10 protein-coding genes are annotated in these 12,126 nt (G+C 72.4%); 2 read left to right on the top strand and 8 right to left on the bottom strand.

Annotated features, from left to right (window positions below; all coding sequences use genetic code 11):
• Nucleotides 1–245 precede the first annotated feature (245 nt).
• The 6 genes from OG599_RS06290 to OG599_RS06315 form a co-directional block, all read right to left on the bottom strand.
• Nucleotides 246–1,031: a DUF1684 domain-containing protein gene (locus OG599_RS06290; protein ID WP_327174955.1), complete on the bottom strand. Its 786-nt coding sequence runs from the start codon at nt 1,029–1,031 to the stop codon at nt 246–248.
• 4 nt (nt 1,032–1,035) lie between these two features.
• On the bottom strand, nt 1,036–2,316 hold the full coding sequence (locus tag OG599_RS06295; RefSeq protein ID WP_327179935.1) for an NtaA/DmoA family FMN-dependent monooxygenase: 1,281 nt from the start codon (nt 2,314–2,316) through the stop codon (nt 1,036–1,038).
• A 14-nt stretch (nt 2,317–2,330) separates the two neighbouring features.
• Nucleotides 2,331–3,407, bottom strand: a complete 1,077-nt coding sequence (locus tag OG599_RS06300) for an LLM class flavin-dependent oxidoreductase (protein WP_327174956.1) — start codon at nt 3,405–3,407, stop codon at nt 2,331–2,333.
• Between the two features lie 112 nt (nt 3,408–3,519).
• A complete protein-coding gene (locus OG599_RS06305) occupies nt 3,520–4,272 on the bottom strand; it encodes an amino acid ABC transporter ATP-binding protein (RefSeq protein ID WP_327179936.1) in 753 nt (250 codons plus the stop codon).
• Nucleotides 4,273–4,447: 175 nt separating this feature from the next.
• Entirely contained in the window at nt 4,448–6,289 is a 1,842-nt protein-coding gene (locus OG599_RS06310; protein ID WP_327174957.1) for an FAD/NAD(P)-binding protein, read from the bottom strand.
• On the bottom strand, nt 6,286–7,182 hold the full coding sequence (locus tag OG599_RS06315; protein WP_327174958.1) for an amino acid ABC transporter permease: 897 nt from the start codon (nt 7,180–7,182) through the stop codon (nt 6,286–6,288). Before OG599_RS06315 ends, OG599_RS06310 begins: the two co-directional genes overlap by 4 nt.
• Nucleotides 7,183–7,818: 636 nt before the next feature.
• Between OG599_RS06315 and OG599_RS06320 the strand changes: the two genes are divergently transcribed.
• Nucleotides 7,819–8,751, top strand: coding sequence for an ABC transporter substrate-binding protein (locus OG599_RS06320; protein WP_327174959.1), 933 nt, complete (start codon nt 7,819–7,821; stop codon nt 8,749–8,751).
• 43 nt (nt 8,752–8,794) lie between these two features.
• Here OG599_RS06320 and OG599_RS06325 read toward each other — a convergent pair whose 3' ends face one another.
• Entirely contained in the window at nt 8,795–10,003 is a 1,209-nt protein-coding gene (locus tag OG599_RS06325) for a DUF5685 family protein (RefSeq protein ID WP_327174960.1), read from the bottom strand.
• 313 nt (nt 10,004–10,316) lie between these two features.
• On the opposite strand from OG599_RS06325, the gene OG599_RS06330 reads away from it, so the two are divergent.
• Nucleotides 10,317–10,760 carry a cell division protein SepF gene (locus OG599_RS06330; protein WP_327174961.1) on the top strand — a complete coding sequence of 148 codons (444 nt, stop codon included), beginning with the start codon at nt 10,317–10,319 and terminating at the stop codon, nt 10,758–10,760.
• A 60-nt stretch (nt 10,761–10,820) separates the two neighbouring features.
• On the opposite strand, the gene OG599_RS06335 is transcribed toward OG599_RS06330, so the two are convergent.
• The gene (locus tag OG599_RS06335; protein ID WP_327174962.1) at nt 10,821–12,038 is read right to left on the bottom strand and encodes an acyl-CoA dehydrogenase family protein; all 1,218 of its coding nucleotides are present in this window, start codon (nt 12,036–12,038) and stop codon (nt 10,821–10,823) included.
• Nucleotides 12,039–12,126 lie beyond the last annotated feature (88 nt).

The raw sequence follows: 12,126 nt of genomic DNA on the forward strand, positions 1-12,126 counted from the left end.
CGTGGGGTGGCGGACCCGTGAGGCGCAGTCAGGCGTCGGGCTTCCGACATGCGTTCGCTATGCGGATGCCGTGTTCCTGACAAGCGCTGATGGGGAGTATTTGGGACCGGCCGCGCGTGGCGCAAGGGCGTCTTTCAGCCGCCCGGGGCCGTACGGGACGCGGGAACGCCCCGGCCCCGGCAGCGTGGATGCTGCCGGGGCCGGGGCGGACGGCGCTGATTCCGCAACGCGGCCCAGGTGCCGGTTCAGCCGTCGAGCCGCTTCCGCTCCCCCGCCGGGACGGCGATCGGGAGGGTGTTGCCCGGCGGCGGGAAGGGGCAGATGAAGTGGTCGGCGAAGGCGCACGGGGGCAGCAGGGCGCGGTTGAAGTCGACCGTCACCGAGCCGTCCGCCGCGGGGGCGGCGGGCCGCAGGAAGCGGAACCGGAAGCTGCTGTCACCGCTGGTCGCGTCGGCGAAGACGATCCACAGCGAGCCGTCCGGCTCGACCGCGGCCTGGAGGGTGTGCTCGGTTCCGTCCACGACGAACGCCGCCTCGCCCGCGAGTTGGAGGCCGCGCTCGACGCCGTCGGCGTTCTTCACCCGGACGGTGCGTTCCTCGTACCGGCGGAAGGTGCCGGACAGGCTCCAGCGCGCGTCGTACGGCGTCGCCTCGATCGACCTGAACGCGTGCCGGTTCGGCGCCGCCGGGTCGAAGTCACGGACCGCCCAGAGGCCCTCGCGGCGGAGCACGACGAACCGCCGTTCGCCGAGGGCCACGCGGGCGTCGTCGACCGGCCCGCTGTCGGGACGCAGGCGTACCTCCCCGGTGAGCGGCTTGCCGTCGACGGTCAGGCCGTCCTCGGCCCGGGCGCCGAGCACCAGATCGTCACCGTCCTCGCGCCACTCTCCCGGGACGGCCGGAATTCGCCCTTCCGGGTAATCGGCGAGCCAGTGCGTACCGGCCAGCGCCAGCAGTCCGTAGGGCGCCGCAGCCGCGGCGGTGCGCCCCTCGTGCCAGCTCTGCCACTCCTGCGTCGCGTTCGTGCTCATGTGCTCAACCTTTCCATACGGGTTCGGCCAGCCCGAGGTGTGTCCGCAGGGTGGAACCGGTGTACTCGGACCGGAACGCACCACGTTCCTGGAGGAGGGGGACGACCCGGTCGACGAAGTCGTCGAGGCCGCCGGGGGTGAGGTGCGGGACGAGGATGAAGCCGTCCGCCGCCCGCTGGTCGACGAAGTCGGTCATCTCGGCGGCGACGGTCTCCGGGCTGCCGACGAAGGACTGCCGGGTGGTGGTCTCGATCACGGTCTCCCGGATGGACAGCCCCTTCTCCTCCGACAGCGCCCGCCACCGCGCGGCCACGGCGAACGGGTCGGCGATCCTGACCCGGCCCTGCGCGAACTCGGAGTCCGGCTCCGGGTCGATCGCGGGGAACGGTCCGTCGGGATCGTACGAGGACAGGTCGCGGCCCCAGACCTGTTCGAGGGCGAGGATCGCGTTCTGCGGGGAGACCTGGAGGCGGCGGATCCCGGCGGCGTGCTCCTGGGCCTCCTCGTCGGTGTCGGCGACCACGGCCCTGACCCCGGGCATGATCTTCAGGTCGTCGGGGCCCCGGCCGTACGCCGCCAGCCGCCCCTTGACGTCCGCGTAGAAGGTACGTCCGGCCTCCAGGGTGCCGTGCCGGGTGAAGATCACGTCGGCGGCGGAGGCCGCGAACTCACGGCCCTCGTCCGAGTCCCCTGCCTGGATGACGACCGGATGCCCCTGCGGGGACCGGGGGAGGGTGAACTCGCCGGAGATGTCGAAGTGCTGCCCCCGGTGCGCGACCGGCCGGGGCGTCCCGTCCGGTGTCCAGGAGTCCCACAGTTCGCGTGCGGTGGCGACGAACTCGGCGGCCCGGGTGTAGCGGTCGGCGCGGTCGAGGAAGCCGCCCCGGCGGAAGTTCTCGCCGGTGAAGGCGTCCGAGGAGGTGACCACGTTCCACGCCGCGCGGCCGCCGCTGAGGTGGTCGAGAGTGGCGAACCGGCGGGCCAGTTCGTACGGCTCGTTGAAGGTCGCGTTGACGGTGGCGGCGAGCCCGAGCCGGTCGGTGACGGCGGCGAGCGCGTTCAGCACGGTGAGGGACTCCGGCCGCCCGACGACGTCCAGGTCGTGGACACGCCCGTCGTACTCGCGCAGCCGGAGCCCTTCCGCGAGGAAGAAGAAGTCGAACTTGCCGCGCTCGGCGGTCCTCGCCAGGTGCTCGAAGGAGGCGAAGTCGATCTGGCTGCCGGACCGGGGGTCCGACCAGACCGTGGTGCTGTTGACGCCCGGGAAGTGGGCGGCCAGATGCATCTGCCGGTGCTCGGTCATCGCTGCTCCCCCGCGGTCCGGGCGAGCGCGTAGCGGCTGGCGGGGCGGGCGAGCCCGAGGTGCTCGCGGAGGGTGTGGCCGGGGTGGAAGGTGCGGAAGAGGCTGCGGTGCTGGAGGAGGGCCACGGTGCCGTTGACGATCCTTTCGAGGTCGCGGGCCGGGGTGATGGGGGTGAGGTGGAACCCGTCCGCCGCGCCCGCCCGGTACCACTGGGAGATGAGCTCGGCGAGGTCCACCGGCCCGCCCCGGAAGTAGGTGCCGTGGCCGGCCAGCGGCGGCCCGCTCGCCAGCCCGGGCTCGGGGGCGGTCTCCGCGTCGCCGAGGTCGACCGCGAGCGCGACCAGCACCCGCAGCTCGCGCGCCGGGCGGCCGTGCGCGGCGGCGAGCCGGAGGACGTCCGCGCGGGCGGCGGCGGCCTGTTCGGGCGAGGTGGCCCGGACGTGCACCACGTCCGCGTGGCGGGCCGCGACCGCCCGGGCGGTGGCGGTGGTGCCGTCGATCACCGTGACGGGCCGGCCCTGCGGGGGCCTCGGCACGATGGCGGGGCCCCGTACGGAGAAGGCCTCGCCCTCGAAGTCGATGTGGTGCACCTTGTCCCGGTCGATGAACCGGCCGGTGGCGGTGTCCCTGATCTCGGCGTCGTCCTCCCAGCTGTCCCAGAGCCGGGCGCCCGCGTCGGCGGCCTCGCCCGCCTCGCGCCACAGGGCCTCGGCGGGCGCGGCGGCGCGGCGGCCGAAGAGCCGGGCCACGGCCTCGGTGGTCGAGACGTCGGCCGTCCAGCCGGCCCGGCCCCGGCTCACCCAGTCCAGGGTGGCGACGGCGGACGAGACGTGGAAGGGCTCGGTGTGCGTGGTGTCGACGGTCGGCACGAGCCCGATCCGGTCGGTGGCGGGCGCGATCCGGGCGAGCACGGAGAGCGCGTCGGGCCCGGGCCTGGCGAAGGAGTCGCCGAGGGTCACGTAGTCGAGGGCGCCGCCCTCGGCGAGCCGTGCCAGGCCGAGGTAGTGGTCCGGCTCGTATCGGGGCGGGCCACCGATCTCGGCGGCCAGGTGGAGGGGTCTGCCGGTGGTCATGCGGGCCTTCCGGGATCAATGGGGGGCGTTGGACGGTGGGTCGGAGGGGATCGGTCCCGGCGGGGTCGGAAGGGGCGGGGCGGGGCCGGCCGGCCCGACGGAACCGCCGGCCCTACAGGACCTTGGAGAGGAAGGCGCGGGTGCGTTCCTGCGCGGGACGGTCGAGCACCTCGGAGGGCGGGCCCTGCTCGACGATGCGTCCCTCGTCCATGAAGACGACGGTGTCAGCCACCTCGCGGGCGAAGCCGATCTCGTGGGTCACCACGATCATGGTGGTGCCCTGCTCGGCCAAGTCCTTGATCACGTCGAGGACTTCGCCGACGAGTTCGGGGTCGAGCGCGGAGGTCGGCTCGTCGAAGAGGAGCAGCTTCGGCTCCAGCGCGAGGGCGCGCGCGATGGCGACCCGCTGCTGCTGCCCACCGGAGAGCTGCCGCGGGTACGCCTGCGCCTTGTCGGCCAGGCCCACCCGCTCCAGCAGCCGCTCGGCCGCTGCGATCGCCTCGTCCCGGGGGCGGCGCAGCGCGGAGACGGGCGCCTCGATGATGTTCTCCACCACCGTGAGGTGCGGGAAGAGGTGGAAGCTCTGGAAGACGAAGCCGATCCGGGTCCGCCGGCGCAGCACCTCGCGCTCGCGCAGTTCGTACAGCTTGTCGCCGTCCCTGCGGTAGCCGATGAGCTCGCCGTCCACGGTGATCCAGCCCTGGTCGGCCTTCTCCAGGTGGTTGATGGTGCGCAGCAGGGTGGACTTGCCGGAGCCGGAGGGGCCGAGGACGACGGTCACCTCGCCGGGCCGGACGGTGAGGTCGATGCCGCGCAGCACGTCGGTCGAGCCGAAGCTCTTGTGCAGGGAGCGGATCTCGACCATGGGTGGCGTTTCGGTGGTGGTGAGCGACATGGCATTTCCTTGGACGCGGTTCGGGGCGGCGGACGCGGTTCGGGGCGGCTGACGCGGTTCGGGCAGTTCGGGCGGCTGACGGGGCTCGGGCGGCGGGCGCGTTCCGGACGGACACGGCCCGGAGGGAGGGCGCGGCCCGGGAGGGTCAGTTCGCGAGGACGGGGCGTTCGGAGAGGGCGCGCAGGAAGGCGAGTGCGGTACGGGCGGTGGCGTCGTTCTGGCTGAACGCGGGGCCTCCGGTGCGCGGCCGGGTGAAGGCCCCCGACGCGCGGGCCGTGGTGAAGGGACCCAGGGCGAAGCGACGGGGGTGGGTGGTGCCGTCGCGGTCCTGTATCCGGCCGTCCTGCGGGGAGACCTGGAGGAGGCCGTTGCCGGTGACCGACGCCCCGTCCTCGTACAGTCCGCGCAGGAGCGGGCTGCTGGTGTGCCGCAGCGAGGGGGACGGGAGGCGGGCCTCGACGAGCGCCCGGGCCTCGGTGTGCGCGCCGGGGACGGTGGGGCTGCCGGCCCGGAAGACGCCGTGTTCCTCGTCGGTCTCGACGGTCATGTCGGCGCCGAGGAAGCGCACGACTCCCGCGCGGGAGAGCGCGAGAAGCTGTTCGAGCCGGGGGCCGGGCGGGCCGGAGGCGAGGTAGCTGAAGAAACCGTGCCAGCTGTCGCCGGTGTCTCCGAGGGCGACCAGTTGTACGTAGGCGGAGAGGAGCCCGAAGAAGACGGCGAGATCCGAGGAGTGGGACGGGTCGTGACGGCGCGTCAGATCGGCGGTGATGTAGTCGCGCAGGGCTTCCTGGAGGGCGTCCTGGTCAGGGAGGGCGAGCCCCTTGAGGGGCCGGTCCAGCAGGTCCAGGTCGAGCCGGTCGGCGGGGTCGGGGACGGACCGGGCGACGATCTCGGCGCGTTCGGGGCCGTCCGGCCCGGCGGCTTCGTAGCTCCGCCGGAACGCGTCCCAGGAGGTGGTGGTGCGCTCGGGGTGCGCGGTGAAGAGCCGGTGGTAGTGGGCGTGGGCGAGTTCGCGTGCGATGAGCGGCCAGACGTCACGCCGGAAGTCCAACGGGCCCGGGGCCGCGAGGAGTTCCTTGATGTGTTCGGGGCCGAGGTGGTGCGGGAGCGGCGGGCGCTCGCCCTCCCAGCCGTAGCCGATCTTCGAGTGGTACGGGACGCCGCGCCGGGACCCGACGTACAGGACGGGTTCGCGCCCGGACGGGTGGTAGACGCCGTCCTGGTGCCGGCCGCCCCGGCCTTCGGTGAGCAGCACCATCAGGTCCACGAAGGCCAGCCCGAAGCCCCGGACGATGACGGGCTCACCCGGGCGGAGCGCGCCGAGGTCGGTGTCGGCGGTGAAGTCGGGCGGCAGGTGCACCAGTTGGTGGCGCAGCGCGAAGGCGGACAACTCCTTCTGTTCGTCGTCGAGTTCGGCGTCCAGGTGGCCGACCGTGAGGACGACGAGGTCGGCCACGAGAGGTTCGGTGCGCCCTTCGAGCCAGACCCGCTGCCGGCCGTCGCGCGGGCCGGTGACACGCAGGGCGCGGGTGGGGTGCTCGTGGACGGTGATCCCGGCGGGCAGGGCCGCGGCGGACTCCTCGTAGAACCAGCGCAGATAGGTGCTCTGGAGCCGGCGGGTGGGGAAGTCCTGGCCGGTCAGGGCGTGGATCTCCGCGAGGACGGCGGGTTCGGCGTCGATGGTGATGCGGCCCGCTCTGACCTCCTCGGCCCAGGCGTCCAGGGCGGGCCCCGGGCGGACCGGGCCCTCCTGGCGCACCGTGTCGTCGGTGAAGACGGTGACGTCCTGGGCCATGGAGTTCATCCAGAGCAGCGGGGACTGGTCGTGGCGCCAGATGCGCCCGCCGCCGGCCGGGTGGGGGTCCACGAGGTGGATGTCCAGCGGCCGGTCCGCGTACAGCTCGGCGGCGTTGGCGGCGATGCGCTCGATCAGTCCGGTGCCGCGGGGTCCGGCGCCGATGACGACGAGGGTGGGTGCGGGGGTCATCGGGCGTCCGCCGTTCCGCGTGCGTAGTAGCGCTCGACGTAGTGCTGGCCGACGCTGAGAAGGGAGGTGACGACGACGTACCAGATGGTGGCGACCAGCAGCAACGGGATGATCTCGTAGGTGCGGTGGTACACGAGCTGGACGGAGTAGAGCAGGTCCTGCACGGCGATGATGCTGACGATCGAGGTCCCCTTGAGGGCGCCGATCAGCATGTTGCCGGCGGGCGGCACGATGGACCGCATCGCCTGGGGCAGCACGATCCGGCGGAACCTGCGCCAGGGGCCGAGGCCCAGTGACTGCGCGGCCTCCAGCTGCCCGCGTTCCACGGAGAGGATGCCTCCGCGCACCACCTCGGCGGCGTACGCGGCTTCGTGCAGGGTGAGCCCGACGACGGCGACGGTGACCGGCCCCAGGAGATTCACGGTGTTGACGCCGAGGATCGTGGGGTAGAGGGCGCCGATGTTGAACCAGAACAGCAGCTGGACCAGGATCGGGGTGGACCGGAAGAGCCAGACGTACCCCCAACTGGTCGCCTGGAGCACGCGGTTGCCCGAGAGGCGCATGACCGCGAGCAGGGTTCCCAGGGCGAAGCCGAGCACCATGACGACGGCCGTCAGCCAGAGGGTGAGGCCGAGCCCGCGCAGCACCGAGTCGGTGGTGAAGTACTGTGCGACGACGTCCCATTGGAAGGCCTTGTTGCGGACGACGGAGACGAGCGCGAGGCCGAGGAGGACGAGGACGACGGCGGCGGCCACCCACTGGCCCGTGCGGCGCACCGGGACGATGCGGGGTACGACGTCCTTGCCGGCGCCCTCGGGGACGGGTGGGTCCGCCGCGGACGTGGTGTCGGAGGAGATGGGTGCGGGCGTGAGGGATTCTGTCTGCGCGGACATGCTGGGGCTCCGTGGATGCGGGATCGAACACGGGGCGCGGCTTCACAGCGGGCACGAGGCGGACCAGGCCCCTCAGCACTGGTCCGCCTATGAGATAAGCGGTGTACGCGCCCCGCTGTCAAGCTTGTCCACACTGTGAGCCTCGTCCGGGCGGCAGTTGACGCACCACCGAATGCCTGTTCCACTGGGCGCATGTATTCGCAGCAGTGGCTGGTCACCCGCTCCCACATCGACTTCGGTCGTGTGTGGTCCTGTTCCTGTTGAGCTGACCCCCTGCTCCTCTCCGCACGCTCGCGCCCTCGCGCGTCTTCGAGCGTTCCTCCCCGCGTGACTTCACCCGCACGACAGCACCCTCCCCTCCCCTCGCACCACTGACGGCTTCCGCTCCGCCTCGCGCCGCCCCCGGGCCGCGTACGGCGGGGCCGGCCGGCCTACCCAGGCACGTCCAGCGCCCTCCCGCCACGTCCAGCGCCCTCCCCCGTCATCCCCAGCGCCCTCCCACCACACCCCGCGCATCCAGCACATCCAGCACATCCAGCACATCCAGCACATCCAGCACCCGACCGGTACATCCGGCACTTCCGGCGTGCCCGGCACCTCCCGGCACGCCCCCGACGAATCTGGAGCAGCTCCGTCATGCCCCGCACCCGGCACACCGTCGCCTTCGCCCTGATCACCGCCGCCACCCTCGCCCTCGCCGGGTGCGGAACGGGCGAGCCCACCACGACGCAGGCGGCCGGCACCCCCGCCCAGGACACCCCGAAGGACGACGTGGTGTCCTCCGTGAAGAAGGACGACGCGGCGGCGGCCCTGCTGCCCGCGGACGTCCGCTCGGCGGGCACGCTGAGAATCGCCAGTACGGCGGGCTCACCACCGAGTTCGTTCTACGAGGCGGACGGCAAGACGCTCTCCGGCGCGGACGTCGACTTCTCCGACGCGGTGGCCCGCAAACTCGGCCTGAAACTCCACCGCGAGATCGCCTCCTTCGAGGCGATCCTGCCGGCGCTCGGCAGCGGCAAGTACGACCTGGGCACCGGGAACTTCGGCGTCACCGAGGAGCGGCGCAAGACGATCGACTTCGTCACCTACATCAACGACGGCCAGGGCTTCGCCGTGCGCAACGACAGCAAGCTGAAGGAGGTCACCGACCTCACGCAGCTCTGCGGCCTGAAGGTCGCCACGGGGGCGGGGACCACCTTCGAGGTGACGCTGGAGAAGAACAAGAGCCTGTGCACCGCGGCGGGCAAGAAGCCCTACACCGTGCAGACCTTCGCCGACCCGACCTCCATCTGGATCGGGCTCCAGCAGGGCCGGATCGACGTGGTGATGTCGACCATCAACGGGCTGCGCTACGCGGTGACCCAGCAGAAGGACGTCCGCTTCCTCAACGAGTTCAAGCGGCTCGACGTCGGCTTCGCCTTCAAGAAGGGCACCCCGCTGGCCCCCGCCTTCCAGGCCGCGGTGAACAGCCTCAAGGCGGACGGCACCTACGACCGCATCCTGAAGAAGTGGGGCACCTCCGAGTCGGCGATCGAGACCTCGCAGATCTCGCCTCCCGAGATCGGTTGAGTCCGCGCGGCGGCTTACCGCACACCGGCGGCGCCGGGGCGGCTCAGCAGTCGCAACCGCAGTCGCAGTCGCAACAGCCGCATCCGTCGCAGCAGTTCGAGCAGCAGTCGCACCCGTCACAGCAGTCGCTGCAGTCCATGCCGTTGCAGAGCCCCTGCCGCCGCTCGCGCGACCAGGGTCCGTCGTAGGTGCCGCAGCACATCTGGCAGGTGCAGGCGAGCCCGGCCCAGACCAGGCAGCCGGCGATGAGCCCGCGCCGGTCGCGGGGCGGCCGCGGGGGCTCGGGCGGCGGTTCCGCGGGACCACCGGGAGCGTGCGGACCACCGGGGGCGTACGGATTGCCAGGGGCGTACGGGTTGCCGGGAGGCGGCCCGTACGCCCCCCGGTGCCCGCAGGAGTCGGTGGCGAAGGCGCGGTCCACCGCGCGGCGCAGTTCGTGCACCAGCAGGACGTGCACCAGCTTGCCGTCGCCGAACTCCGCGTCGGCCAGCGCCAGACGCACCCCGCGCACCGCGTCGTCGCAGAGCCGCCGGGCCTCGGCGAGCGGGGTCCCGGTGGCGGTGAGCGGGTTCCACGCCCCCGCCTCGGCATCCGCCCGCTGGTCCTCCACCGCGTCGAGGAGGTGGGCCAGCCGCCCGAAGAGCCGTCCCGCCTCCGCGAGCGGGGCCGCGTTGCCCGGCCGCCCGGCGAGGACGGCGGTGTGCGCGAAGGCGGCGGCGGTGGCCGTCTCGGTGGGTTCGGTGACGACGAGCAGCGGAGTGCCCGTCACGGCCAGCGCCTCGATCCCGCCCTGCCGGTCCACCGCGTCCAGCAGGACCGCGGTGTCGAAGCCGAGCGCCGCGCCGCTCCGGGCCCCGGCCCGGTCCCAGCCCGCCGCGACCCGGCGGGCGGCGGCGGCGACCGGACGGTGCGCCAGCAGCCCGTCCCGGTCGGCGACATGGTCGCGCACCTTGGCGGAGGCGAGCACCAGGGAGACGGCGGCGGCGAGCTTCGCCCCCTCGCCCACGGCGACGGGCGCGGTCCGCATGGCGCGCAGCGGGCACGGACCGGCGGTGCGCCGTCCGGCCGGGACCGGTCCGGTCTGAGCCTCCGTCAGGACCGAGACGATCAAGCCGTCATAGTTCGTCACGATCCGGGCGAACTGTCCGTGGTCGGCGCGGAGAGCGAGGCAGAGCCCGCAGAGATGGGCCATCCACTCGGCTTTGAGCCCTTCGCTCAGCCGGTGCGTACAGGGCCTGACGATTCCGAACACGAGCGTTCCCCCCGAGAACCTGAACGACGGGTCCGCGACGCCTCGCACACCCACGCGTCGGTCATCGTACCGATCCGGTCGTTCACTCGTACGCCCTCTACATCACCCGTACGGTCGCGGGCATCCTATTTTCTTCCTACAAGCCCCCTTATTCGGTCGGAACCCTGACGAACCGCCACATGTTCTGCATCAGTAGCGTCACGAATCGCCTGCGCGCCGACTATCCACTTGGCGCGCTATCCGCATGATGGACGACCATAGGGATACGAAAGACATGCGGAACATCAGAGAACCGCGGTGAGAGGAGGCGTCCATGGGATCGGTACGCAAGGCGAGCGCCTGGCTGGGCCTCGTGGAGGACAACGACGAGCGCTACTACGACGACGAGTACTCCGAAGGCGCCGAAACGGGCACGCACGGCCAGGCATGGGTGACCGACCCCCGGGTCCAGGTCGCCTCCGAGGCGGCCGAGGAGCGGGAGCGCCGCATCGCCACGGTGACCCCGGACAGCTTCCGGGACGCGCGCACCATCGGCGAGCTGTTCCGGGACGGCGTCCCGGTCATCCTGAACCTCACGGCCATGGACCCCGCCGACGCCAAGCGCGTGGTGGACTTCGCCGCCGGGCTGATCTTCGGCCTGCGCGGTTCGATCGACCGGGTCGCCACCCGCGTCTTCCTGCTGACCCCTGCCCACACCCACGTGGTCAGCGGCGAAGCCTCCGGCCGGCAGACCGGCGGCTTCTTCAACCAGAGCTGAGCAGGGCGCTCGCCAACACGCCCCGGACTCCGGCCCGCCGTCGCGCACGGCCGGGCGGCCCTACCGGAAGGCGTCCAGGCCGGTGAGCGCCTTGCCCAGCACCAGCTGGTGCATCTCGACGGTGCCCTCGTACGTGAGCACCGACTCCAGGTTCGTCGCATGCCGCATCACCGGGTACTCCAGCGAGATCCCGTTGGCACCGAGGACGGTGCGTGAGGTGCGGCAGATCTCGATCGCTTCCCGCACGTTGTTGAGTTTCCCGAAGCTGACCTGTTCCGGGCGGAGCGAGCCCGCGTCCATCCGGCGGCCCAGATGGTGGGCGAGCAGGATGCCCTTGTGGAGTTCCACCGCCATGTCCGCGAGCTTGGCCTGGGTGAGCTGGAAGCCTCCGATGGGCCGGCCGAACTGTTCCCGGGTCCGCGCGTAGTCGACGGCAGCCTCGAAGCTCGACCGCGCGGCGCCCATGGCGCCCCAGACGATCCCGTACCGCGCGTGGCTCAGACAGCTGAGCGGCCCGCGCAGCCCCGTCACGCCCGGCAGCACCGCGTCGGCGGGCAGCCGCACCCCGTCGAGCACCAGCTCGCTGGTGACGGAGGCGCGGAGCGACCACTTGTGCCTGATCTCCGGCGCGGAGAATCCGGGGCTGTCCGTGGGCACGACGAATCCCCGGACGCCCCGCCCCGCGTCGCCCTCGTCGGTCTGCGCCCAGACGACGGCGACCCCGGCGACCGAACCGTTGGTGATCCACATCTTGCGGCCGGTGAGGATCCAGTCGTCCCCGTCGCGCTTCGCGTGCGTCCGCATCCCGGCGGGGTCGGAGCCGTGGTCGGGCTCCGTCAGCCCGAAGCAGCCGATGACCTCGCCCGCCGCCATGGCGGGCAGCCACCGCTCCTTCTGCTCCTCGGAGCCGTAGCGGTGGATCGCGTACATGGCGAGCGAGCCCTGTACGGAGACGAGTGAGCGGATCCCCGAGTCGGCGGCTTCCAGCTCCAGGCAGGCGAGGCCGTACTGGACGGCCGAGGCGCCCGCGCAGCCGTACCCCTTCAGGGACATGCCCAGTGCGCCGAGCGAACCGAGTTCGCGGGCCAGCTCGCGGATGACGGGCAGCTCGCCCTGTTCGTACCACTGGGCGATGTGCGGCAGCACCCGGTCGGCGGCCCAGGCGCGGACCGCTGCGCGGATCGCGAGGTCCTCGGGGTCGAGGAGGTCGTCGATGCCGATCGGGTCGCCCGGATCGAACGGGGGCGGCTTCGGCCGGTCGTGCTCGGTGCTCTGCATGGTTCCTCCGGCGGCTCGCGCGGTGTCCGGGCCGTGGGCCGCAGCCCTGTCCGGCGGTCCGGATCCCGAAAAACTAGCGGTGGTAGTC

The organism is Streptomyces sp. NBC_01335, assembly GCF_035953295.1.
GTDB lineage: Bacteria > Actinomycetota > Actinomycetes > Streptomycetales > Streptomycetaceae > Streptomyces.